The organism is Niabella pedocola (assembly GCF_021044425.1).
Lineage (GTDB): Bacteria > Bacteroidota > Bacteroidia > Chitinophagales > Chitinophagaceae > Niabella > Niabella pedocola.
In genome coordinates this window covers 154,311-177,928 of sequence record NZ_JAJNEC010000005.1, presented here as the reverse complement: position 1 = coordinate 177,928, position 23,618 = coordinate 154,311, and the positions used below count along the sequence as shown (strand labels likewise).

Below are 23,618 nucleotides of genomic sequence, written 5' to 3'. Positions count from 1 at the left end.
GATGGCTCGATGATTGACTCCCGGGTGGCAGCCGTTATGTTTCCAAAAAATCGAGGTCGAAGTAGTATAAAGAACGATCCGACTTGCTGACATACAAAAGCGTTGTTTGCTGATGATGCAACAGGAATTCCAATGTGATTTTGTCTTTATAAATAACCGGACTTTTAAAGATTTCCGTTTGATTTAAGCGGGGGTTGAAATACGAAAAGGAAAAGAAACTCTGACGGATTTCAGCCGACCGGATATTGCGATGGGCTTCGCCAATGGCTGCATCCAAAGCGCGCGAGCGGTTGGTGCCGGTTTCAAATTCCTCATAATACTGGTGTGCTGTTATTATACATTCCCTGAGATCTACGGTGATCTTTTCCCCGTTTGCCAGCAGGTTGTTGAATGCGTTTAGGGCGGCGGCTCTTTGTTTGCGGTATTTAAAATAAGGGTGCGGGTCTATAAGAAGGGTTCCGGCTATAAAAATAACAGCTCCCGCTGTAGTATACAGCCCGGCCCGAGGTATGTGGATGTTTTGCAGATTGTACAGGAAAAATAAAAAGATCATGCCGCCAATGATCATGCATGGAATGCCCAAAAGTTTTCTCCACATAGTGCTGTCGTATTTCACTGGAATCAAAAAGGGTAAAAGTAGGAAATTTTGAGCAAGGCTGAAGTGGCCCGGAGGCGCTGTATCCATACCTCCACTTACACATGTTTCAAATTGTCTGAAAGCTCAATTCTGAAATCCTGAATCTCCATTCCAACCATCAATCCACCTTCGGCTTGGGTGTAGCCGAAAGCGGTTCCTTCTTCTTTTCCATAAGCGCGGGTTCTACCCGTTTTTGCAGGGATGAATCGGATGGCGCCGGCTTTGAAGAATCCGGCCGTACGGGACTTTGCAGCAGCATTTCCCGCTGTACCTGTTTACGTACATTACGGAAAATTTCGCCGAGGGTATCAAATTCTTTCCGGAAGGAAATACCGCCCCCCGTCCGTTTGAGCTTGGCGGCCCCGGTGCTGTTGGTGGTAAGGTAATCCAGGTTTTCCCGGTAAAAAAAGTTTAACCGGATGGTACCGCTCTGGTTCAGCATCCACGCAGCTGTTACATCGGGAAGGAACTGAACGCTCTGCTGGATGGAGGAGGCCAGCGGCACTTCCATCGAGCTGCCCAGGGAAATTACAAAACGGTCTTTAAACAACGGTACCAGTATCGCGCCGTTTACATTGGCCTGGTTGATGTCGAAATTATTGCTGGGCGTTGATAAGATATTGCGGTTGTATACCGAACCGTTAAAGACCACACTTACATCGGCGCCCAGGATCTTTGTGAGCTCGTTATTCAGCTTTTTATTGATCTCGTTAAAGAATAACCCGGATAAACTGGATATGGTATTATATGTGAATTCGTTTACAGTGCTTCCGAAATTGGAGCCGGTTTCCGGTGGCGCAAAACTATTGAAAACGATCAGGTAAGTTACCTGGCGGGTTACTTCGGTTTCGTTGGTTTCAATCTGCTGCAGGGCATTGGTGATATTAAAATCGTTCCGGTATTTACTGTTGGGGTCCAGTTCCAGGCGGAACTTAAAATCGGGCTTTGACAGCAAGCCGGTAAGCAGCGCCGTTACATAAACATTCTCCCGGGTATTGGCATAGGCCTGGTCGATATTGATCTTTGCCAGGGGCGAGAAACTTACACGCTCGGCCTTGTACTGGGCTTCCAGGTTGAGGTTGGCCCTGATGGGGTCTCCCGTCCAGGAAATATAATTTTCGCCGCCTTTCTTTATTTCAAACGGTTTTTTAAAGAAAGACTGGAAGGTATAGTTATAACTGCCCTCGGTAATGTCAAAACGTCCGTGAATGCTCAGGGGTTCCGTAGTGCCGGAGTGAATGTTCAGCGTGCCCGATCCGCGCCCCTTGATCTCATCACCCGTAAGGTCGTCCATCACGAATTTCATTTCTACTTTCGGGTTCGCTGTTACATCCAGATCGTAGGTGATCTTACTGGTTTTATCCCGGTAGATACTGTCGCCGATCGCTTCTCCAAACTTCCGTTCTACCAGCCAGTCCGGCATCTGACCCGCTTTGGAACTGGAGGAGGCAATGGTAAACGTGCTTTCATCCTTGCTGGAGGCAATGGCATCTATTTTCATATAGGCATTGTCTTCCGGACCCACCAGTGAAAAAGAACCGGTAGCCCTTACCTTGCCATAGAATGTTTTGTTGTCGTTATACGTAGTGTTCAACACCTGTACCGGCCGGTTATTGGCGGCGCCACGGGTGCCGGGTTTACGGGTAGATACGTTTACGTCAAAGAACATATTCTTAAACGAATTATGTGCAATGCTTCCCTGGAGGTATACCGGGTTATTGGTAATGGTGTCCCGCAATACGATGCCGTCCAGGTTGATCTCGTTTTCCTTCAGTTCAATTTCATTGTCTTCCAGGGCATAGTAACATTGGGTAAAGTTTACCCGAAGCCCGGCCTTATGCAGGCGTCCTTTGCCCACGATGTTCAGCTGGTCAAACGGCCCCTTCAGATCAAATTTCCCGGTGATCTCACCCTGCATATCGGAAAATAAAAAGCCCAGGAACCGGTTGATATATTTGATATCGAAGCTGGTAGCGTTAAGGGAGATGATGTTGTTTTGCTGACTTTGGTGGTCTTTTAAAAAGAGGTTGATGTTAAACGCCAGGTCTTTTTGCTGGGGATGCAGCGTTTTGCCATTGACCACCAGTTCCCTGGTTGGAAGATCAAAGACCATCCGGGCTGATATATCGCCGAGGGAGTCGTTGTCGAAGCGGATGCCCCTGCCCATAAAATTATTAGAGATGATCCGCATGTTTTTTCCCGGGTTCTCCAGCAGGAAGTCGCCGGAGGCCATCCCTTCTAACCGGTTATCCGGCACAATGTATTTGGAAAGATCCCCCAGGTTCAGGTCTTTTAATGTAACGGCAATATCGTTCCAGCTGCCAACATCCGAGGGCAGGGTACGGATGCGGATTTCCTGGCTGCTTTCCCGCAGCACCAGCTGCCCGTGTGCCGGAACATTCTGGCGGAATTCCAGTTCGCCGTTATTCTCAATGTTCCAGGTTTTTCCATTGAGTACAAAAGAGGAGGGGGCAAACTCGATCTTGACCCCATTGCTGTAAGTGCGCACCAGGGTGTTCAGCCGGGCCTGGTCGAGTCCCGCCGCCCCTCCGGAGTAGATCATCACCCGTGATACATCATTCCGGGCAGAGATATTAAACAGCGCGAGCGGAACATTTAAACTATCGCCGATCAGGATGTTGGTGGTTCTCCCGGTAAGCGACAGGCTGTCGTAATTGCCTCTTCCCGTTAAGCTAACATCGTTGAACTTCAAACGGTCGTAGCTAAAGAAAGGTACCTCTGCATCCAGTGCCAGGCTATTGGTAAAGGTATTGATGCTGCCCGTAACGGAGGCATTGTTGAGCCCACCCAGGCTGCTATCGATAATGGGGGTAAAGGCGTCGAAGTTGTGCGTTTTTATTTCAAATGAAAATGCCTGTTCCTTCACCGCCCGGGTGGGTGGTTTGATATAGGCGGGATAGTAGCGGTTGAGAAAACCGATCACGGAATTGGGGAGATCCCGGATATTGTAAATGCCAAACAGATCTACCGAAAACTCGTTGGAAGCAATATGAAGCCGTTTCTTGTCCTCTTCCTGCGAAGAATAAATGGCCAGCGAGTCGAAGGACAGCGGCGAATCATTGCGTATCAGCACGGCGTCGGTAACGGTGGCATGCCCCAGGAAGTCATCAATCGATTTGCCGGTAAACTGGGCATTGATCTTGCCGGTGAGTTCGATGTTCTCCTGGAAAAGATTCAGGGTTTTAAAACGGATCTTACGGATGTCGGAGATAAAATTAAAAGCCGGTGTTGTTTTACTGAAGTCTACCAGCCCGTTCAGGTCGAGGTCGGCATTAGGGTCTGCCACCTTAAGCTTTCCGTCAAAAACCTTGTTGTTGATCTCTCCGTCGGCGGTAATGTTCTTATAGCGGTATTGATTAAAATCGACATAATTCACCGTGGCCGAAAGGGCTACACTTCCCCTGGCGGGATCAAAGCCGGCTCCCTTCAGTTTGGCATTGAAGCTTACAAAACCAAGGTCCTGGTTTTTCAGGAAAGGGCCGAGGTTGAAATTGTCGGTAGACACGTTACCGGAGTATACCGGGTTACCCGTTGCCGGGATCTTCATATTGACATCCGTTTTTACGGTTCCCAGCGCCGTGCGTAGTGTACCATAGGTTACAAAGTCACGGATAAATCCGGTATAGCTTCCCACAAAATTGAGGTATTGCAGTCGTGCCAGGTCTGGCACCGTTATTTTTTTGAGGGCGGGGGCAAAGGCCAGTGCATCTGCATAGGTGGTACGGAAATCATTGGCCTTAATGTCGATAAACGTTTCATCGATATCCGGCAACCCGCTTAGCGTGGCATCACCTGCAAAATAGGTTTGGTTGCCGGCCTGGATCTCGAGTTTATGACCGGTGAGGGAGGCTACCGGTCCTTTGATATCACCGCTTAAAATGATCTTCTTCTTCCAGGTGCGCATGGCCGGTGCAAAGAAGGCGATATCATCGCTGTTCACATTGGCTTTTTTAAACCGCCCTTCCATATGCACATCGGAAATATACCGGTTCATACTTGCGAAGCTGGCGAACTTCATACTGAAGTAATCTGTAAGCCGGCTGTCGTTCGTTTGCAGGTCGAGGTTGTTAAAGGTAATTTCCCGTGGGGTAACCCGGGCGTTGGCCGCCAGTTTTTTTACCAGGAGTCCGCTTCTTTCCGCTGTTGTAAGATCGATCTGGGTGGTGATCGTGTCCATCCACCACCGCACTTTCCGGAGATCGATATCGATCTTTGCAAATTCAATATGCCGTCCGTCAAACTCACCGGCATCCGGCGGAATGGTATCGTTGTCTGTTTTAAAGGTGCCGTTATTGATTTCAATGCGGGCGGCCTTTACCTCCCAGCGGCCGGCATTCCATTCCAGTTCCTGAGGGCCGGCAACCTTTGGCTTCTCCGGTTTTGCAGGGCTGTCATTCCGGTTTTCGGTTTCCGGTTTATTCCCGTCATACGATCGTAACGCTACATACGGCTTGTTGATGGTTAGGGCATTGATGTCGATCAGTTTCCGGTCAAAATCAATATGTTTAGGGTCCACATGCAGCGAGGTAAGCGAAAAGGTAAGATCTTCCCCCGTCCAGGCATCTTTTTTTTTGAGCAGGATGTTCCGCAGGTCCACTTCCCGGAAGGCGATATTGATGGCCCCTTCTTTTTTGGGACTCTTACTGGCAGGTGTACTGAAATAATCCAGCAGGAACTGGTGGCGCCAAACGGAATCGGTACGCTGCAGCTGGATATAGGCATCGGTAAGCCCGATGTATTTGAGCTCGATATTCTTTTTCAGAAAGAACCAGTCGGTGATGTTAACGGTAATTTCCCCCGCACTCAGGATCGTATCTTTTTTGCGGTCTTCTACCAATACTCCCTGCAAATGCATTTTATTGAACAGGGAAAAATTCACGTGCCGGATATCGATCCGGGTTTGCAGGTCTTTGGAAAGGCGTTTGGTTACCTTGCCGATCAGCCAGTTCTGTACGCCGGGCGTTTGCAATGCCAGCCACAGGATAATTACAAGGCCTAAAAGACTGCCTGTAACAATAAGTAATATCTTTTTTAATTTCTTCAGTAAACTATCGAATTAAAATATTTGTAAAAGTACTTTATTCAACGAGTACACACAAATTTGCAGGCGATCTCTGTTTAATTTTATATTTTAGTTACATTGATCCGGAATGGCTGGAAAAACCGGTGTTCTGTATTGGACCGTATATTTAAAAATCAGGTATGCGTAAACTACTGTGTGTGATCGTGCTTTTTTGGATGGCAGGGGTAGCCGGAGCCCAGCAATTCGGAGGAAATCCGCCTTCCGTAAAATGGCGCCAGGTAAATACAGATACCGTTCGGGTGATTTACCCGGGCGGGCTGGACGCTACGGCAAACCGCATCGCCGCTATTGTACACCAGCTGGCTGCCACCAACGCCCATCCTTTAGGAAAACGGATAAAGAAGATCGATATTGTGTTACAAACGCAACCGGTAACTTCCAACGGATATGTAAGCCTGGGACCTTTCCGGAGCGAGTTTTACCTGACGCCGCCTCCGGATAATTTTGACCAGGGCAGCCTGCACTGGGCAGATCAGCTGGCCCTACACGAATACCGGCATGTGGCGCAGTACAATAATTTTAACCGGGGCCTGAGTGGGGTGATGAAAACGCTTTTTGGCCAGGAAGGATATGCAGTGGCCATCAACGCGGCGGTGCCCAACTGGTTTTTTGAGGGTGATGCGGTGTACCAGGAAACCAGCCTGTCTGACCAGGGCCGGGGACGGATGCCGGCCTTCCTGAAGGCATTTCCTGCTTTATGGACAGACGGGAAGCAATACAGCTGGATGAAGCTGCGCAACGGGTCGTTTAAAGATTATGTGCCGAATCATTATGACCTGGGATACCTGCTTACCAATTATGGCTACGCCACCTACGGATCGGATTTTTGGGGTATGGTAACCGCTGATGCCGCTGCTTACCGGGGCTTGTTTTATCCGATGCAGCGCGCCATTAAACGGTATACCGGCCTGCCGTATAAAAAGTTTATCGCAAACGCCTTTGATCTTTATAAAGACCGTTATGGGCTGCGTACTCCCGCACCTGTTACAGACGCCGGGGTACAGGCTGTTTTCCCGGTGAACACAAATACCTTAACCCAGTATTACTATCCGCACCAGGTTGCCCCCGATTCGTTATTGTATTTAAAACTATCAAACAAAAAGCGCCCCGCTTTTTATATACAGGATCAGCAGGGCGAACATTTATTGCGGTACCGAGATATCAGCAGCGAGCGCCAGTTCAGCTATGTCAATGGCCGCATTGTGTACGCTGCGGTTGAAACCGATCCGCGCTGGACCTGGAAAACCTATAGCGTGCTGCGGGTATTGGATATCGCATCGGGTAAACAGAAAAAGATAACCGGAAAGACCCGGTATTTTTCTCCTGATATTTCTCCGGATGGACGGCGGATCGTGGCAAATAAGGTTGATCTGAAAGGCCGGTCTTCACTGGTTGTGCTGAATGCTGCAGATGGTTCCCTGCTGCAGGAATTTTCAGATCCGGAAATCGATTACTTTGCAAACCCCAAAATAAAAGATGCCGAAACAGTGGTTGCGGCGATACGGCAAAAAGACGGCCGGGTATATATCGGCCTGGTAGATATTGCCGGCAAACGGGTGAAACCGGTAACACCGCCCAGTTTTAAAACAGTAGGGCAGATCAGTCTTTTGGAGAACATGGTTTATTTTACCGGTGCTTCCGGTTTAACAGATGCTGTTTTTTCGGTAGACCTGTCTACCCTTGTACTGCGTAAACTGGAGAACGGTAAAGGAAACCGGTATTTTGTAAACGCGGGTTTTGAAAAATTGAACTGGTCGGTTTTTACGGCAGACGGGTACCAGCTACGGCGCCTGGATGCAAAAAAAGCATTGTGGACGCCGGTAAGCTCCGAGGCATTTGCCGCGGGAACAACGGGTATTGTAAGTGATAGCCTTCCACCCGGCGAGGGGCCGCTGGAGCAGCAGATGGATATGCCTGCCTCCAAAAAATACGCACGGTTGACCCGGCCTTTTAACTTTCACAGCTGGCGGCCCAACTATGAGGATCCTGAATTCAGCTTTACACTGTACGGGAACAATACATTAAACACTACACAAACACAAGTGTATTATGTATACAATGAAAACGACCGTACCCATTCGGTGGGTGGAAACACCACTTATGGCGGTCTCTTTCCTTATATCGGGCTGGGTACGCAATACACGTTCAACCGGAAACAACAGGTACAAAAGAAACTGCGGGAATGGGATCAATGGGATAACTATGTATCGCTAACCGTTCCCTTAAGCTGGAATCATGGCCGGCAGTTCCGTTTTTTAACGATAGGCACCAATGCTGGCTACCGATGGGACCTGGCCAGGGGCGCTAACCGGAGTGCATTTCCTACTTCCAGTTTTGGGTATATGGCGCATAGCCTCACGCTGGGAACCCAGGTGCAGCGGGCCGTGCAGGATATTTTTCCGCGTTTGGGTTTTACCATAAATACGCAGTACCGCTATGCCATCAATAAATGGAACAGTCAGCAATTTTTTACCCGGGCAACCGCCTACCTGCCGGGAATTGTTCCTTCACAGAGCCTGGTATTGTCTGCCGCCTATCAGCAGGCGTCCCTGAAATACCGTATTTTTTCGAGCCGTATCAATTTCGCCCGGGGATTTAATGGCGTTGATTCTGCACGGATGGCCACCCTTGGTGCCGCGTATCATGCACCGTTATGGTATCCGGACTGGGGCTTTGGCAATATTTGTTACCTGCAACGGGTAAGAGGCGCCGCCTTTTATGATTATACCGCTGTTGGGGGAACACGTGCAGGATTTCAGCAGCGGCTGCAAAGCGCCGGGGCGGAGTTTTTTGTAGATACACAATGGTGGAACCAGCACCCGCTTAGTTTTGGGTTTCGCGCCGGGCGATTGCTTACAAAAGACCTGGTAAAGCCGGCACAAAGCTGGTTCTATGAATTCATACTCCCTGTAAGTATTATACCAAAATAGCAACATGCAGTAAAGTTGCACAGGCCGGTTGAATGTCGGCTAGGGCTTGATCCCTTCCAGCACTTTTGCCAGGAGTGCGGTTAGCGTTGTAAGCTCTTTTTGCGACAGCAGTTTATGCGCCTGCTTGGTTACATGTGTACGGAAGCTTTCCGAGGTATTGATCAACGCCCTTCCCTTATCCGTTGCCTGAAGGGCATAAACCCGCCGGTCTTCTTCGCGCTGTTTTTGCTCCAGGAACCTGTTGGTAACCAGGAACCGTACCTGCCGGGAAATGGCGGCCTGGCTAACGCCAAAATCAGCAGCTATCTTCGTTCCCGTTGTTTTCCCCTTCCGGCATATATACTCCACTATATTGTAATGGGTTGCAGTCACACCATTGAAATCGCCCTTATGCATATTGGCCAGTATATAACACTGGAAATCTGTAAAAACTTCATAAAAATGTTTCCGGGATTTCGTCAGAACCATAAAATACTTAACTTAGTTAATGATTAACAAAGTTAATGAAAAACATGTCCTCTATAAACATCATTCATGCGCGGCAGCATAACCTCAAAAACCTGTCGCTCCAGATCCCCAAAAAGCGCATTACGGTTTTTACGGGCGTTTCAGGCTCTGGTAAGTCTTCCCTGGTTTTTGAAACAATTGGTGCCGAGGCACAGCGGCAGATCAACGAAACGCAAAACAGTTTTGTAAGAAACCGCCTGCAGCATTTTGGAATTGCAGATGTAGATAAGATAGAAAACCTGAATGTTCCGATCATCATCAATCAAAAACGGCTGGGAGGCAATGCCCGCTCTACGGTTGGAACAGCAACCGATGTATACGCTTCACTGCGGTTGCTGTATTCCAGGTTGGGAAAGCCGTTTGTAGGGTATTCCAATGTGTTTTCATTTAATAACCCGCAGGGAATGTGCCCGGAATGCGAAGGCCTGGGGTTTGTACAAACGGTCAATCATCAGCAATTGATCGATAAAGAAAAATCGCTTAATGAAGGCGCCATTCTGTTTCCTACTTTTCAGCCTGGCGGATGGCGTTGGACGCGGTACGTGTACTCCGGCTATTTTGACAACGATAAAAAACTGAAAGACTTCTCCCGGGATGAATGGGAGCTGTTGCTTCATGCCCGGGAACATACGCCCCCGCACCCGGGAAAGGAATGGGGTAAAACCGTTAAATATGAAGGACTGATTCCCCGGATTGAGCAATCATTTCTCCGGAAAGATTCCAGGGAAACGCTGGCCCGGAAAGAGGCACTGAAAAAAGTGATCACCACCAAAGCATGCCCGGTTTGCCATGGTCAGCGTCTGAATAAAAAGAGCTTATCCTGTACCATTAACAGGAAAAATATCGCTGATTGTACGGCAATGTCCATCGACGAATTACTGGATTTCGTTCACAACCTGGATGCCGGACCTTTTGAGATCATCGTTCAGGAGCTGGCGAAGCGCCTGCAGCATATCATCGACATCGGCTTGCAGTACCTGACGCTCGACCGGCGAACGGATACACTTTCCGGCGGGGAATCTCAACGCATCAAAATGGTAAAGAACCTGGGCAGCAGCCTGGTTGAATTGCTGTATATCTTCGACGAACCCAGCATTGGCCTTCATCCCGGTGACATCCGGAACATTGCTGCAATCATACAGCGCATAAAGGAAAAAGGAAACACGGTACTGATCGTGGAGCATGATCCGGATCTGATCCGGATTGCCGATTGGATCATTGATATGGGCCCCGGATCGGGGAGGAACGGTGGCGAAGTGATTTATCAGGGGCGTTTTCCGGGACTGAAAAAGTCGAAAGGGAAAACCGGGTCTTATTTTGCTCAAAAGCCTTCCTGGAATCAAACGCCGCGAAAGCCGCAGGGCCAGCTGCAAATCGTAAATGCGTCCAGGAACAACCTGCAGAATATCAGTGTAGCAATACCCGCGAGGGTATTAACGGTTGTTACCGGTGTGGCAGGATCCGGTAAAAGTACACTCATCAACCACGTGTTGCCTTCCTTTTACCCGGAGGCAACGATCATCGATCAATCGGCTTTGAATGCAGGCGCAAGGTCCAACCTGTTAACCTATCTGAACCTGTCGGATACCGTTCGGAAATATTTTGCAAAAGCCAATCATGTACCGGAAAAGCGATTCAGCAGAAATAGCGAAGGCGGGTGCAGGCATTGTAAAGGCCTGGGTGTGGAAAAGATCGACCTGGCATTTATGGATGATATTGAACAACCCTGTGAAGTATGCGGCGGTTCTGGTTTTGATCCTGATGTGCTGGGTTATTTTTACCAGGGACGTAATATTGCAGCCGTTATGGAGATGACCGTTGCGGAAGCCATTGATTTTTTCCCGGAGCAACCGTTTTTTAAAGAATTTGACCGTTTGATAAGGCTGGGACTGGAATACCTGACCCTGGGCCAGCGATTGAATAGTTTTTCGGGCGGAGAGCGGCAGCGTTTAAAACTGGCAAAAGCATTAACCGGATCCCACAGCATCATTATCCTTGATGAACCCAGTACCGGCCTGCATCCGAGTGATACCGAAAAACTGCTCACCTTTATAAACGGCCTGGTGAACAACAACAATACGCTCATTGTCATCGAGCATAACCTCGACATTATTGCCCAGGCGGACTGGATCATTGATATCGGACCCGGGGCGGGCAAATATGGCGGGCATATTGTGTTTCAGGGAACCGTGGCAGAATTGTTAAAGGATCCGTCTTCTGTTACCTCGGAATACCTGGTTAAATACCTTACCAGCTTTACTTAACATGCTCGGGTTAAGGTCTTTTTAACGGAGCTTCTTGCAGCAAACCCCGCGTTGTGCAACTTCGGAAGTTTTCTGTTCCCGGCGTCCCTTTCAGGAGACGCCGGGAGAAGAATGATCCATCCGCTGCTACCCCGGAATAGTTGAATCAATAATTACCGGGGTGTTCAGGCACCTGCCAGGGCCTTCCTGGCCTGGCGGGTATGCCGCTCATTGTGGTAAACAACAAAGCGTAAGGTATCGCCCAGTTTCAAACGGATCAGTTTGGAGATGCTGGTCCCGGTTTTCTCTTTTCCAAGATTGACCTGCTGCGCCTCTTTCAGTAAGCAGGTTAACTGTTGCTGGTTGCTGATAAATGCGGTAAGTACCGAACGGGTGAGCGGTGCATCCTGTGCATTCATAGGCAGGGGCGTTTTCATTTTTTTTGCCGAAGTATCAGGATGAATGACCTTGGAAAAATAATTGCCCAACCACCCCGGTTTATAAACAGCCGAGGGCCGGGAGCCGGCATTCCGGATGCAGGTTTGAATGGCCCCCAGGTAATATGCGCTGTACCGGTTCAGATGCTCAATACACTCGAGTACATTCCAGCCCCCGGCCGCCGGTCTTCTGGTAAGGGTGGCGTCGGGTAACGTGTGCAGCGTTTCTGCAAAACGGATATGCTCTTTTGAAAGGCCGGTTAAAGCATCCAGCAGGGGTTGTGATTGAATGGTCATCTTTTTTTTTACAAAATTCCGCCGGCGTAATTTAAAAAGCATTGACAAATATCAATGTTTTTTGAGCCGCGAAAGGGTTTCGGGGCTCATACGCAGGTAGTTGGCAATATGCCTGTTGGAGATCTCCTGGAAAAGCCGCGGACTTCGCTGCAACAGCCGGTGATAGCGTTCTGTTGGGGTAGTGGTAAGAATATCTTTTTCCCGCTCCAGGAGTTGTAATACCAGCGCTTCCAGCAGCGACAGCCAGATCCGGAGATGGGCCGGTTCCTGCTCCAGGAACCGTTCAAGCGCAGCTTTTGTAAGCACGGTAAGCGTTGTTTTTTTCAGGGCCTGCATCGTATAGGAAGTGGGCTTCCCGGAAAAAAAAGCATCCATAAACACCACAATATCCCCCTGGTACCCGAAGCGGATGTTTTGTTCCGCATCCCCATCTTCCACGAACATCCGGATGGTGCCGCTTTCTACAAAATAGATATGGGTATCGCAATTGTTTTTCGGAAGGAGTAACTCGTTCCGCTTCAATGTCCGTTGGTGCGCATGCGCTTCAAACTCCTGTATCTTATGAATCAGTTCAATTGGTTTCATGTATGCCTGTTGTCTTAAACAGATGAGTGGTAAAGATAAAGCGGGTTTGTATACGAACTGCGTGGGCGAAAAAATGTATCGGATAATGAAAGACCCGGGTAAACACGCGGCATCACCGCTTCAGTTGCTACGCGGCGGCAGATATATCCGGATGTGGCTTGTTTACCTGACCAGTTCCAGCAGGGCTCCGATACCAGGATTGCGGCTGGCCGGGTTCCAGAGGAGTGAAAGCTGGCTGCGCTGGGGTATCCGGTTCAGCTCAATAAACCGTACCGGAATATCATACCCTTTTTTGAGGGATGCCGGAACAATGGCTACACCCATACCTTTCTCTACCAGTTTAAAAATGGTAAGGGCATTGACCGTTTGATAGTGTACCCTTGGTATAAAATTGCAATCGCTGAAAATGCTCATCACCAGTTGATAATAATCATTGCTGTAATCCCTGCCAAAAAGGACGAAGTTTTCCTTTTCAAATTGCCGCAGCGACCGGAAGTTTTTGGTGTGCACCGGGTGTTTGTCCGGTACCACCAGTGCGAACGGTTCTTCCGATATTTTTTGTAGCGATAAGCCGGCCGGCGCCTGTTGCTGGCGTACAAATCCGAAATCCAGTTTGTTTTCCAGCAGTGCCGTTACCTGCGCATCGTTGGGCAGCTCATTCAGACTGACATCAATATCCGGATGCTTCCGGTTAAGGCGGTACAGGATATCCGGTATTACGGTTTGTGCAGCAGAGCCGATAAAGCCCACGCGGAGTGCCGCCCGTTTGCCTTCCCCGATCTTTTTCAACTGTACGCGGATATAATCCAGCTGACTGAACAGGATATCCGTTTCGGTCTTTAAGAACCGCCCTGCATCGGTTAGCTTTACAAAACGCTTACCCCGTTCAAACAGCGAGGCACCAAACAGGGTTTCCAGCTGACGGATCTGGCGGGTAAGACCCGGTTGGGAAATAAACAAGCGTTCTGCTGCCTTTCGGAAGTGCAGTTCTTCCGCCAGTACATTGAAATACGTTAAATGCCGCAATTCTATCTGATAACTCATAGTTATTAATTATTGATAAAGATAGTATTATTGGTTATTATAAATCCGGGATACCTTTGAGTTATAAACAGGGGTATGCCACTCCGCCTGGAGGTGGGAAGGCATCAATAACAAGCATGTTCGCAATGAATACAATACATACACAACCGTTTCGCTATGGGGAGGACCATTTAACCATTTCCGGTGCACAGGCAATAGCGCGTGGTGCAGTGAAGGGCGTACTGTCTGAAAAAGGCCGGCAGCAGATCCGGAAGAGTGCGGCCCTGGTGGCGCAGATCGTGGCTTCGGAGCAGGTGGTTTACGGCATTAATACCGGCTTTGGTCCGTTGTGCACCACATCCATCAACCGGGAAGATGCGGCCCGGCTTCAGGAGAATATCCTGAAGAGTCATGCGGTGGGTATCGGAGATCCCATTCCGCAAGCTTTGTCCATACTCATGCTGGTACTAAAAGTACACGCACTGGCCAAAGGATTTTCGGGGATCCGGGAGGAAACCGTCGACCGGATCATCTGGCATATTGAAGCCGGGGTGATACCGGTGGTTCCCAGTCAGGGTTCTGTAGGCGCATCCGGGGATCTGGCGCCGTTATCGCACCTCTTTCTTCCCCTGATCGGTTTGGGAAAGGTTTTTTATCAACAGGAAATCCGTCCGGCGGATGAGGTATTGAAGCTGTTGCAGCAGGAGCCGTTGCAGCTGGGTGCAAAAGAAGGACTGGCTCTTATCAATGGCACACAATTTATCGCTGCACATGCCGTTACCGGTGTGGCCCGTTTTCACCAGTTGCTGATGCAGGCTGACCTGAATGCGGTACTGATGCTGGAAGGCCTTAGCGCATCCGGAAAACCTTTTTATCCGCAACTGCATGCGCTGCGTCCGTTTAAAGGCAACCAGTTTGTAGCGGCCACCATTCATAACCTGCTGGCCGGATCGGGGATCGTGCAGGCGCATGCCCATTGTTCAAGGGTACAGGATCCTTATTCACTACGTTGTATTCCGCAGGTACATGGTGCTTCCCGTACGGCGTGGCTGCATTTAAAGGAGCTGGTGGAAACCGAAATCAATGCGGTTACCGATAACCCGCTCCTGATCGATGAAACGCTTACGATCAGCGGCGGTAATTTTCATGGCCAGCCACTGGCAATGGCGCTGGACTATGCCTGCCTGGCCGTAGCGGAGATCGGTAATATTGCCGACCGGCGGGTGTATCTTTCGCTGGAGGGAGATACGCCGGGCGTTCCCAAACTGCTCATGCGATCTACCGGGCTCAACTCCGGCTTTATGATCCTGCAATATACCACCGCTGCATTGGCCAGCGAAAATAAAAGTCTGTGTTTTCCGGCCAGCGCCGATAGCATTCCTACTTCGCTCGGACAGGAAGATCATGTGAGTATGGGATCCATCAGCGGAAGGAAGCTGCTGCAGGTAATCGGCAACGTGGAAAAGATCCAGGCGATAGAATTGCTTTGTGCGGCCCAGGCCCTGGATTTTCATGCCCCGCTGAAGCCCACGCGCATTGTGGAACAATTGCATCTGCAGGTTAGAAGCGTGATCCCGCACCTGGAAACCGACCAGGTATTCACACCCTGGCTGGAGCAGGCACAGGCACTGGTGCAATCGGGCACATTGATCGCGCTGGCCCGTGAAGTTTCCAAAGAACATCAATTGCCCTATATCCCCGAACTTGGAGAACTTTTTGATACGTATTGATCATGCATTCCAACACATCATATCATCTGGCTGGTCCGTTCCGGGAATTGGTAACCATGCAGGCGCTGCCGTTAAAAGGCGCGTTGAAAGACAGCGCGCTCCGGGTGATCCGGAACGGCGGTATTCTTTGGAAAGCAGGACGGATCGAAGCCGTGGATGATTTTGAAACGCTGGCAGTAAAGCCGGGTGTTATAAGTATGGATCAACCCGTAAAGGGTGTGGTATTGCCGGGCTTTACCGACATGCACACACATATCGCATTTGGTGGAAGCAGGGCTGCGGACTTTGCACTCCGGAATGGCGGCAGTACTTACCTGGAGATTGCTGAAAGCGGCGGGGGGATCTGGAGCACTGTAAAAGCCACCCGGGCACTGACAATAGACGCGTTGGCAGCACTGACGGCACAAAGGGCCAATACCCTGTTACGGCAAGGGATCACAACCATTGAAGTAAAAAGTGGTTATGGACTGAATGTAGCAGAAGAACTAAAATGTTTACGGGCTATTGATAAAGCGCGCAGGATGACAAAGGCGGATCTGGTGAGCACCTGCCTGGCGGCGCATATGCTGCCGGCCGATTTTAACGGGTCAGCAGAAGCTTACCTGGAGCTGATGGTAAATGCGTTGTTGCCGGTTATAAAAAACGAACGACTTGCGCACCGGGTGGATGCCTTTGTAGAACGAACTGCCTTTTCCGCGGAACAGATCCTGCCTTACTTTAAAAAAGTGAAAGCGATGGGCTTTGATATCACAGTACATGCAGATCAATTTACGACTTCAGGATCGGAGGTGGCGGTAGCCGTAGGCGCCAAAAGTGCAGATCACCTGGAACATTCCACCGGGAAGGAAATTGCATTGCTGGCGCATTCGGATGTAGCCGCTGTGGCCCTGCCCGGCGCCTCGATAGGGTTGGGTTGTCCATTTGCACCGGCCCGTAAATTACTGGATGCCGGTTGCAGCCTGGCCATTGCTACCGACTGGAATCCGGGTTCTGCACCGATGGGCAACCTGATGCTGCAGGCTTCGGTACTGGCAACCTTTGAAAAGCTGACCAATGCCGAGCTGCTGGCAGGCATTACCTGCCGGGCGGCAGCGGCCCTTGGGTTTAAGGACCGGGGCGTACTGGCTCCGGGTTATTGTGCCGATTTTGTGGTGTATGATGCAGCAAGCTACCAGGAAATTCCTTATCACCAGGGGAGCCTGCAGCCGGTGGAGGTATGGAAGAACGGAACGCGTTTAACGTTTACGGATTAACGTTGAAATGCTAGATCTTAAATTCTAAACTCTAAATGCTGAATGCCCGTGGAAAAACAAAAGGCAAGCAACTATTAAAACCGGATACCGTCAACCGGTAGCCGGCTGATCTCAATTCTCATATCTCAATTCTCATATCTCAACTCTCATATCTCGAATCTGAAATCTGAAATCTGAAATCTCAAATCTCAAATCTCATTACCCCAATGACCTTCCAGGAAGAAATACAACAAGGAATACCGGATCTGTTACCGCCGTATCAACAGCCGGACCCGGCATTCAGTCATGCGCCCAAACGCAAGGCCATATTGAACCGGGAGGAGCAACAACTGGCGCTTCGCAATGCATTGCGCTATTTCCCCGCGGCATGGCATGCGGAACTGGCGGCTGAGTTCCTGGAGGAGCTGCAGACCTATGGGCGTATTTATATGTACCGGTTTATGCCGCAGCATCCGGTTTATGCCCGCGCCATTGATGCCTATCCGGCAAGGATAAAACAGGCTGCAGCATTGATGCTGATGATCCAGAATAACCTGGACCCGGCGGTGGCGCAGCATCCGCAGGAACTGATCACGTATGGCGGCAATGGTGCCGTGTTTCAGAACTGGGCGCAATACCGGCTAACCATGCAATATCTTTCCCAAATGACGCTGGAGCAAACACTGCATATGTACAGCGGACATCCGATGGGACTTTTTCCTTCCGCACCGGCCGCACCACGGGTGGTGGTAACCAACGGGATGATGATTCCTAACTATTCAAAGCCGGATGACTGGGAGCGGTTCAATGCACTGGGTGTAACGCAGTACGGTCAAATGACGGCAGGTTCCTATATGTACATCGGTCCGCAGGGTATTGTGCATGGTACCACCATTACGCTGATGAATGCTCTGCGCCGGCAGTTAGGGCAGGCGCAGGATTTTAGCGGGCGGCTCTTTCTTACCTCCGGTTTGGGCGGTATGAGTGGTGCACAACCCAAGGCCGGCAATATTGCAGGATGTGTAACCGTATGTGCGGAAGTTAATTCTGCTGCGGCGTACAAGCGGCATCAGCAGGGCTGGGTGGATGCATTGTTTGAAGACCTGGATGCGTTGGTACAACGTACGCGTACTGCCATGGAGCAAAAAGAAGTGGTATCACTGGCGTATATCGGGAACATCGTAGAGCTGTGGGAACGGTTTGATACCGAGGGTATTTTTGTAACGGTGGGGAGCGATCAAACCTCATTGCACAATCCCTGGTCGGGCGGATACTACCCGGCGGGATTATCTTTTGAAGCCGCCAACCGGATGATGGCGGAAGACCCGGAACAGTTCCGGGAGCACGTAAAGGTATCGCTGGTCCGGCAGGTGGAAGCCATTAGCCGGCATGCGGAGAGAGGTACTTATTTCTTCGACTACGGTAATGCCTTTTTGCTGGAGGCCGGCAGGGCGGGGGCGGATGTGTTTGCCGGCGGCGAAACGCAGTTTAAATATCCTTCCTATGTACAGGACATCCTGGGACCGCTTTGCTTTGACTATGGCTTTGGACCGTTCCGTTGGGTATGCACTTCCGGAAAAGAGGAGGAACTTGCGATTACAGACCAGCTGGCGCTGGAGGTGATGATGGAATTAAAAGAACAGGCCCCCGCAAGCATCGGGCAACAATTAGAGGATAATATCCGCTGGATCCGGGAGGCGGGTAAGAACATGCTGGTAGTGGGTTCACAGGCCCGGATCCTGTATGCCGATGCTGTTGGAAGGATCCGGATCGCAAAAGCCTTTAATGAGGCCGTAAAGGATGGGCGCCTGTCGGCTCCGGTAGTGTTGGGAAGAGATCACCATGATGTAAGCGGCACGGATTCTCCCTACCGGGAAACCAGCAATATTTATGACGGAAGCCGCTTTACTGCAGATATGGCTATCCACAACGTAATCGGGGATAGCTTTCGCGGGGCTACCTGGGTTTCGATCCATAATGGCGGCGGTGTGGGCTGGGGAGAAGTGATCAACGGTGGCTTCGGGATGGTGCTGGATGGTACGGAAACGGCCGGTCAGCAGCTGCAGTCGATGTTGTTTTTTGATGTAAACAATGGCATCGCCCGCAGGGCATGGGCCCGCAACCCGGAGGCGCTGGAAGCCCTGGAACGGGAGTTACAACGTACACCCTTATTGAATGTTACAAAACCGCATTTGGTGGATGACCGGCTGTTGGATGATTTGAAATTCCAGGTTTAACATTTCAGGTTCCCGGCCCGGGTTGTCTGATACCCGGAGCGCTGCGGAAGCCGGTAACGGGAGGCCGGTTGCCACAGGAGGTACATAAAAAGAATTTAAGAACGATAACAGATAGCTCATGATAGTGCGATACCAATCTCCTTCTGCTGAAAACTGGCAGGGACGTGTAGACGGAACCATACCCGCTTGCCGGCGCTGGCACCAGGTAATGCAGTTGCTCGATCTGAATGATGCCGGTACAGACCTGGGAGCTTCCTTTGTATTGCTGGGATTTGCCTGTGATGAGGGCGTGCGCCGGAACCAGGGAAGACCGGGAGCGGTACAGGGACCGGCAGCGATCCGCTCGGTTTTGAAAAACCTGCCGGTACATCATGCGCCGGCGGTAATGCTTTACGATGCAGGGGATATTACCTGTGAAGACGGCAACCTGGAAGCCGCACAGGAAGCACTGGCCACGGCGGTACACATTATTTTAAAAAGAAACGCCTTCCCGTTGATACTGGGGGGCGGACATGAAGTAACCTACGGGCATTTTAAGGGGAGCCGGAAAGCGGGGAACGCCAATGATACTACCGGCATCATCAACTTTGATGCGCATTTTGACCTGCGGGAACCGGTTGGCGCCTTAGGGAATTCCGGCACGGGATTTTACCAGATCGCAAAAGACCTGGAACAGCAACAGCGTCCTTTCGCCTACCTTCCGGTCGGTATCCGGAGGATCAGCAATACACAACAATTATTTCAAACGGCCGCTGGGTTGAAGGTGCCGTTTATAGAGGCGGAAGCCATCTACGCCGGTAATATGGAACCGGTGCAACGAACCATACAGGAATTTATCGATAACGTGCAGCGCCTGTGCCTGACCATCGACCTGGATGTATTTGCGGCATCCGTTGCCCCGGGGGTAAGTGCTCCGGCGTTTAACGGCATTAGCCCCGGCCATTGTTTCCAGCAATTATTCCAACAGGTTTTACGTTCGGGAAAACTGGTGTCTTTTGATATTGCCGAATTAAATCCCGCATTTGACATCGACCACCGAACCGCCAAACTGGCTGCAGATCTTATTTTCAGGCTGGTAAGTGATCATGGCTGTTAAATGACGTGTTATTTTTTGACGGGCTCTTCAGGCGCGTCTGTACCACGAATATAGATGGGGCGCTTGTTTTCATCTACAGGAGAAGGACCGCTGCGAAGGCGGCCTTCAAGCACGGTGCGGACATTGGCTGCAGGGTTCGTAACGATTCTTATAATCTTCAATTGCTTATACAGCGTGTCGATGTAGTTGAAACGGTTGATGTTTTCGATATAGACCTGCGCCGGTTTTGAGGTATCTAACCGGTACTCCTTTGGATCATCGATCAGTTTGTTATCCACCATCACCAGGGTATGGGGCGTTAGCTTTATCTGACGGAGTAACAGGATGTTGGCTACGGGAAGATAGCGCCGGGGATCTTTCGTTCTGATGAGTACCACACCAGCGGCGCCATCTTTTCCAAAACGGGCAGCCGTGCCGGCAGCATCCTGCCCTTTTAATACAGTAACGGACTCAATGTCCTCAGGCTTGAGGTCGCTCATGTTTTCGATAACGGCAGAGTCCACAATAAAAAGGGGGCGATTGGCCGATGCTTCCTGATGGACAGGCGGCTGCGCAAAGGACGGTATGATCCCGGCAATTACGCTGATTAAAAATGTCAGACACGGTTTCATTATCATCAAAGGTTTTTTATGTTGAAAAAACGATTTCTGAAAAGATGCCATGCACTGGCTTTTTACATAAAAAGCGTTCTTGGCATTTAGTTACGGGAAATCACGGATAGCCCGTGCTTGATCTTATTCGCCTTGTGCAGCAGATCTGTCTTTTCTTTGCTGATGATGGTAACATGTCCCATTTTACGTCCGGGTTTGGTTTGCCGTTTTCCATAGAGGTGAAAAAAGGCATTTTCGATCTTCAGCAGCTCCTCCAGTCCCTCGTATACAGCATCGCCGGAATAGCCTTCTTTGCCGATGATATTGAGCATTACGGAAGGAAGAACGGCCTCTGTATTACCCAGGGGGTAGTTCAGCAGGATCCGCCAAACCATATCGAACTGGGAGCTGTAATGTGCTTCAATGGTATGATGCCCGCTGTTGTGTACACGCGGAGCGGTTTCATTAACCAGTACCTCTCCGCCGGGTGTAACAAACAATTCCACGGCGAAAATACCCGGTGAGTTGAAATTCTTTACGGTAGTGAGCGCAATCGCTTCTGCTTTCCAGTATGTTTTTTCCTCAATATCGGCGGGGCATAATTGAAAGTCCAGCAGGTTCAGGGTTTTGTCAAAAACCATCTGAACGGCAGGGTAAATGGCTATTTCCCCGGACTGGCCTACGGCGATCATCATTGCGATCTCTTTTTCTACATCCACCAGTTTCTCCAGCACCGATAGGGTATCAAAACCTTTTGGTACATCGGCTTCGTCGTTGATGATCTGCACACCGCGTCCATCATATCCGCCCTCGGCAATTTTATGTACGGCGGGGAAAAACGCGCGTTGCTCTGCCAGCTCCTGGATGTTGTGGGTAAGCAGGTAGGAAGCAGTAGGGATCTGATGATCCGTATAGTATTTTTTTTGACTGGCCTTATTCCGGATGGTACGGAGCACGGAGGGATGCGGGATCACCTTTACGCCTTCTTTCTCCAGGGCCTCAAGTGCATCTACATTTACATTTTCGATTTCAATGGTAATGGCATCCAGGTCCTTGCCAAAATTGTAAACCGCATCATAATCGCGGATATCTCCCTGGATAAAATGATGACAGAGGTGCGCTGCCGGGGCATGCGCATCATTTTCCAGCACATATGTTTCTACCGGGTAATTTGCAGCTGCCTGCAACAACATCCGCCCTAACTGGCCGCCGCCAAGAATACCTACTTTTTGCATGGCGCAAAGATATGAGATTTGAGATTGGAGTAATCAGATTTCAGCGACCGGCTTTCGGGAGCAAACAGGGCACTGACGCCGGAACGAACGGGCGGCGCATATCCCGGTGCTCGATTCCCAATGACCGGCAATATGCTTACTTTAGCGCAAAAATTATTTTATGCGTATTGATTATGCGGTAACGGCTCCCGAAGGATATAAAACCTTACTGGCTATGTATGGTTACCTGAAAAAAACCGATCTGGCGCCGGCACTGTTGCACCTGGTTTATCTGCGTGTTTCGCAGATCAACGGCTGCCCTTATTGTGTAGACCTGCATTGGAAGGATGCCATCCAGGCCGGTGAAGAGCCCCGCAAACTGAATGGCGTATCAAACTGGAAATATATGCCCTTTTTTTCCCCGTTGGAAAAGGCGGCATTGGCCTATGCCGAAGCTATAACCATTTTACCCGGACTGGAAGTAAGCGATGCTGTTTATAATGAAGCGCGGCAGCACTTCCAGGATAAAGACCTGGTGGACCTTGGTCTTGCCATCGCGCATATGAATATGCTGAACCGGGTGGCCATTACCTTTCACAAAGTGCCGGAATTGTAACAGCGGGCCGGCTTCATGCATGTGTTGGTTGAATGCCAAATGCATGATAAGGTGCCGGTGCACATGCATTACCGGGACGATCAAACCCAGTACAGGGCTCAGCCAAAGGCTGCGTTGAAAGGCAGGGTCATACGGGCGTGTTTGTAGCTGCCGCATTATATGGGCGCAGGCAGTTAAAAACCTGGTATGACGATCACAGCACTCGACCTGGATCCGGTCCATGGCATTCCGGTCGTTCAAAAAGGAACGGTTGCATCCGGGGGATCAACCGGACCATTACAGCCGGCAGCCCTACAATTTGTTGGTGCCTCGGTTCTCCTTATCCAGGCTTTGGATATCTTTTAACTGGTTCGCCGGTATAATGTTCACATAATCCCAGAACGCAGCCACACAAACGATCTTCCATTGACCGTTCTGCTTTTCCATGACCCGCACTTCTTTACTGTGCCTGAAATTGCCATCCTTGTTGCTATTATACTGGTCCCATGTTAAATAGCAGGCATCCTTACCATAGAATTTGAAGGTGATCCGTCTCCGTTCTACAATAGGATGGCTGCCTGTTTGGGGGTCCGGGTTATCGTGGATATACCGTCCCACGGAATTGTCAATACCCGGCCATCCAACGCTGGCGTCAAACGTGCCATCCCTGTTGCTCCACGCCTGAAAGGCATAATCTTCATGAGCGTAGGTAGACTTCCAACCTTCGTAGTCACGTGCAAAAAAGGAGGTCGTTTCTTTTTCAATAGTGGCCATAATCGAATCTTTGTCGGCCTGCGATGATGTTTCGGTTTGCCCCTTTTCCTTTGCTCCGGACGAACAACCGGCAAAAAAGAACAGGGTTAAAATCGAGAGAAGAATTGCTGTGCTCAAATACATGCGCCGGTTTAACCGTGGCATTGAAATGAGCGTTCCGAAATTGTTGTTGCGGGGAAATACCTGATGCTGGAACATAACGACAAGTTTTATTTTGAAACAAATTCCTGTCCTCGTCAAAATCCATTGCATTGAGCCGTTTTTGAAAAAGCGGCTTTGTACAGTAAGTTACTTCAAAAAAATGGTTTTCCATGCGATCGCGCCAATTATTTTTAAGCAGTGCAGCTGCTGCAGGATCTCCTCAATCGATTATGCGGGGAGGTAGGA

16 protein-coding genes are annotated in these 23,618 nt (G+C 50.0%); 7 read left to right on the top strand and 9 right to left on the bottom strand.

Annotation, left to right across the window (positions count from 1 at the left end; translation table 11 throughout):
- Window positions 1–34 precede the first annotated feature (34 nt).
- Together LQ567_RS08400 and LQ567_RS08395 are read right to left on the bottom strand one after the other, a co-directional pair.
- Window positions 35–598: a hypothetical protein gene (locus tag LQ567_RS08400; protein ID WP_231004055.1), complete on the bottom strand. Its 564-nt coding sequence runs from the start codon at window positions 596–598 to the stop codon at window positions 35–37.
- A gap of 157 nt (window positions 599–755) precedes the next feature.
- Window positions 756–5,627: a translocation/assembly module TamB domain-containing protein gene (locus LQ567_RS08395; RefSeq protein ID WP_231004054.1), complete on the bottom strand. Its 4,872-nt coding sequence runs from the start codon at window positions 5,625–5,627 to the stop codon at window positions 756–758.
- Between the two features lie 233 nt (window positions 5,628–5,860).
- On the opposite strand from LQ567_RS08395, the gene LQ567_RS08390 reads away from it, so the two are divergent.
- A complete protein-coding gene (locus LQ567_RS08390; RefSeq protein ID WP_231004053.1) occupies window positions 5,861–8,671 on the top strand; it encodes a hypothetical protein in 2,811 nt (936 codons plus the stop codon).
- Window positions 8,672–8,710: 39 nt separating this feature from the next.
- Here LQ567_RS08390 and LQ567_RS08385 read toward each other — a convergent pair whose 3' ends face one another.
- Window positions 8,711–9,139 carry a MarR family winged helix-turn-helix transcriptional regulator gene (locus LQ567_RS08385; protein WP_231004052.1) on the bottom strand — a complete coding sequence of 143 codons (429 nt, stop codon included), beginning with the start codon at window positions 9,137–9,139 and terminating at the stop codon, window positions 8,711–8,713.
- 44 nt (window positions 9,140–9,183) lie between these two features.
- Between LQ567_RS08385 and LQ567_RS08380 the strand changes: the two genes are divergently transcribed.
- Window positions 9,184–11,442 (top strand): ATP-binding cassette domain-containing protein, encoded by a 2,259-nt coding sequence (locus LQ567_RS08380; protein ID WP_231004051.1) that lies wholly within the window; start codon window positions 9,184–9,186, stop codon window positions 11,440–11,442.
- A 164-nt stretch (window positions 11,443–11,606) separates the two neighbouring features.
- Here LQ567_RS08380 and LQ567_RS08375 read toward each other — a convergent pair whose 3' ends face one another.
- The 3 genes from LQ567_RS08375 to LQ567_RS08365 form a co-directional block, all read right to left on the bottom strand.
- Window positions 11,607–12,197, bottom strand: coding sequence for a DinB family protein (locus LQ567_RS08375; RefSeq protein WP_231004050.1), 591 nt, complete (start codon window positions 12,195–12,197; stop codon window positions 11,607–11,609).
- A gap of 9 nt (window positions 12,198–12,206) precedes the next feature.
- Window positions 12,207–12,740 carry a Crp/Fnr family transcriptional regulator gene (locus tag LQ567_RS08370; RefSeq protein WP_231004049.1) on the bottom strand — a complete coding sequence of 178 codons (534 nt, stop codon included), beginning with the start codon at window positions 12,738–12,740 and terminating at the stop codon, window positions 12,207–12,209.
- A 162-nt stretch (window positions 12,741–12,902) separates the two neighbouring features.
- Window positions 12,903–13,784, bottom strand: coding sequence for a LysR family transcriptional regulator (locus tag LQ567_RS08365; protein ID WP_231004048.1), 882 nt, complete (start codon window positions 13,782–13,784; stop codon window positions 12,903–12,905).
- A gap of 125 nt (window positions 13,785–13,909) precedes the next feature.
- Here LQ567_RS08365 and hutH point away from each other — a divergent pair, with 125 nt between their 5' ends.
- The 4 genes from hutH (at window position 13,910) to hutG (ending at window position 20,058) form a co-directional block, all read left to right on the top strand.
- On the top strand, window positions 13,910–15,493 hold the full coding sequence (gene hutH / locus LQ567_RS08360) for a histidine ammonia-lyase (RefSeq protein WP_231004047.1): 1,584 nt from the start codon (window positions 13,910–13,912) through the stop codon (window positions 15,491–15,493).
- A gap of 2 nt (window positions 15,494–15,495) precedes the next feature.
- Window positions 15,496–16,746: an imidazolonepropionase gene (hutI, locus tag LQ567_RS08355; RefSeq protein ID WP_231004046.1), complete on the top strand. Its 1,251-nt coding sequence runs from the start codon at window positions 15,496–15,498 to the stop codon at window positions 16,744–16,746.
- A 206-nt stretch (window positions 16,747–16,952) separates the two neighbouring features.
- On the top strand, window positions 16,953–18,962 hold the full coding sequence (locus LQ567_RS08350) for a urocanate hydratase (protein WP_231004045.1): 2,010 nt from the start codon (window positions 16,953–16,955) through the stop codon (window positions 18,960–18,962).
- A 118-nt stretch (window positions 18,963–19,080) separates the two neighbouring features.
- On the top strand, window positions 19,081–20,058 hold the full coding sequence (gene hutG, locus LQ567_RS08345; protein WP_231004044.1) for a formimidoylglutamase: 978 nt from the start codon (window positions 19,081–19,083) through the stop codon (window positions 20,056–20,058).
- Between the two features lie 8 nt (window positions 20,059–20,066).
- On the opposite strand, the gene LQ567_RS08340 is transcribed toward hutG, so the two are convergent.
- Together LQ567_RS08340 and LQ567_RS08335 are read right to left on the bottom strand one after the other, a co-directional pair.
- Complete coding sequence (locus LQ567_RS08340) at window positions 20,067–20,720, bottom strand: hypothetical protein (RefSeq protein WP_231004043.1); 654 nt, start codon at window positions 20,718–20,720, stop codon at window positions 20,067–20,069.
- Window positions 20,721–20,755: 35 nt separating this feature from the next.
- Window positions 20,756–21,883 carry a 5-(carboxyamino)imidazole ribonucleotide synthase gene (locus tag LQ567_RS08335; protein ID WP_231004042.1) on the bottom strand — a complete coding sequence of 376 codons (1,128 nt, stop codon included), beginning with the start codon at window positions 21,881–21,883 and terminating at the stop codon, window positions 20,756–20,758.
- 160 nt (window positions 21,884–22,043) lie between these two features.
- Here LQ567_RS08335 and LQ567_RS08330 point away from each other — a divergent pair, with 160 nt between their 5' ends.
- Window positions 22,044–22,478, top strand: a complete 435-nt coding sequence (locus tag LQ567_RS08330; protein WP_231004041.1) for a carboxymuconolactone decarboxylase family protein — start codon at window positions 22,044–22,046, stop codon at window positions 22,476–22,478.
- A gap of 291 nt (window positions 22,479–22,769) precedes the next feature.
- Here the strand turns inward: LQ567_RS08330 and LQ567_RS08325 are convergent, their stop codons facing one another.
- The gene (locus tag LQ567_RS08325; RefSeq protein WP_231004040.1) at window positions 22,770–23,429 is read right to left on the bottom strand and encodes a hypothetical protein; all 660 of its coding nucleotides are present in this window, start codon (window positions 23,427–23,429) and stop codon (window positions 22,770–22,772) included.
- Between the last annotated feature and the right edge of the window lie 189 nt (window positions 23,430–23,618).

Excerpts from the sequence above, each read along its gene's own strand:
- LQ567_RS08400 (WP_231004055.1), bottom strand. The coding sequence starts at position 598 with ATGTGGAGAAAACTTTTGGGCATTCCATGCATGATCATTGGCGGCATG.
- LQ567_RS08390 (WP_231004053.1), top strand. The coding sequence starts at position 5,861 with ATGCGTAAACTACTGTGTGTGATCGTGCTTTTTTGGATGGCAGGGGTA.
- LQ567_RS08385 (WP_231004052.1), bottom strand. The coding sequence starts at position 9,139 with ATGGTTCTGACGAAATCCCGGAAACATTTTTATGAAGTTTTTACAGAT.
- LQ567_RS08380 (WP_231004051.1), top strand. The coding sequence starts at position 9,184 with ATGTCCTCTATAAACATCATTCATGCGCGGCAGCATAACCTCAAAAAC.
- LQ567_RS08375 (WP_231004050.1), bottom strand. The coding sequence starts at position 12,197 with ATGCTTTTTAAATTACGCCGGCGGAATTTTGTAAAAAAAAAGATGACC.
- LQ567_RS08370 (WP_231004049.1), bottom strand. The coding sequence starts at position 12,740 with ATGAAACCAATTGAACTGATTCATAAGATACAGGAGTTTGAAGCGCAT.
- LQ567_RS08365 (WP_231004048.1), bottom strand. The coding sequence starts at position 13,784 with ATGAGTTATCAGATAGAATTGCGGCATTTAACGTATTTCAATGTACTG.
- hutH (WP_231004047.1), top strand. The coding sequence starts at position 13,910 with ATGAATACAATACATACACAACCGTTTCGCTATGGGGAGGACCATTTA.
- hutI (WP_231004046.1), top strand. The coding sequence starts at position 15,496 with ATGCATTCCAACACATCATATCATCTGGCTGGTCCGTTCCGGGAATTG.
- LQ567_RS08350 (WP_231004045.1), top strand. The coding sequence starts at position 16,953 with ATGACCTTCCAGGAAGAAATACAACAAGGAATACCGGATCTGTTACCG.
- hutG (WP_231004044.1), top strand. The coding sequence starts at position 19,081 with ATGATAGTGCGATACCAATCTCCTTCTGCTGAAAACTGGCAGGGACGT.
- LQ567_RS08340 (WP_231004043.1), bottom strand. The coding sequence starts at position 20,720 with ATGGCATCTTTTCAGAAATCGTTTTTTCAACATAAAAAACCTTTGATG.
- LQ567_RS08335 (WP_231004042.1), bottom strand. The coding sequence starts at position 21,883 with ATGCAAAAAGTAGGTATTCTTGGCGGCGGCCAGTTAGGGCGGATGTTG.
- LQ567_RS08330 (WP_231004041.1), top strand. The coding sequence starts at position 22,044 with ATGCGTATTGATTATGCGGTAACGGCTCCCGAAGGATATAAAACCTTA.
- LQ567_RS08325 (WP_231004040.1), bottom strand. The coding sequence starts at position 23,429 with ATGTTCCAGCATCAGGTATTTCCCCGCAACAACAATTTCGGAACGCTC.